Origin of the sequence: Mesorhizobium sp. M4A.F.Ca.ET.020.02.1.1 (genome assembly GCF_004022645.1) — a bacterium.
Lineage (GTDB): Bacteria > Pseudomonadota > Alphaproteobacteria > Rhizobiales > Rhizobiaceae > Mesorhizobium.
In genome coordinates this window covers 1-380 of the sequence record NZ_RZOI01001440.1, presented here as the reverse complement: position 1 = coordinate 380, position 380 = coordinate 1, and the positions used below count along the sequence as shown (strand labels likewise).

Here is a 380-nt window from a genome sequence, read left to right as displayed (position 1 = left end):
TGCACGGGCAGGTCGTTCTCGAAATTGACCACCACCGAATGATAGATCGCCGCGCGCTTGGCGAATTCGAAGGACAGCGAGAGCTCCTTGGTCGGCGTGATCCTTTCGAGGACGAGAACCTCGGAGCGATGCCTGTTGCCGCGCGCGACGATCTCGGCCGCGATGTTGTTGATCTCGATCAGCGTCGATTGTGGCTTTGGCGGCGCGATGAATGTCCCCACGCCCTGCAACCGGATCAGGAAGCCGGCCGAGGTCAATTCCCGCAAGGCCCGATGGACGGTCATGCGCGACACGCCGAGCGCGGCCACGAATTCATTCTCGGACGGCAGCTTGCTGTCCTTGGTCCACTTGCCGGTTCCGATGTTGGTCAGGATGTAGTC

Annotated in this window: 1 protein-coding gene; it reads right to left on the bottom strand. The window is 61.3% G+C overall.

All coding sequences use genetic code 11. The features are described from left to right. Positions 1-380: GntR family transcriptional regulator (locus EN742_RS37580; RefSeq protein WP_128334021.1), on the bottom strand; the 380-nt coding region annotated here is incomplete at both ends.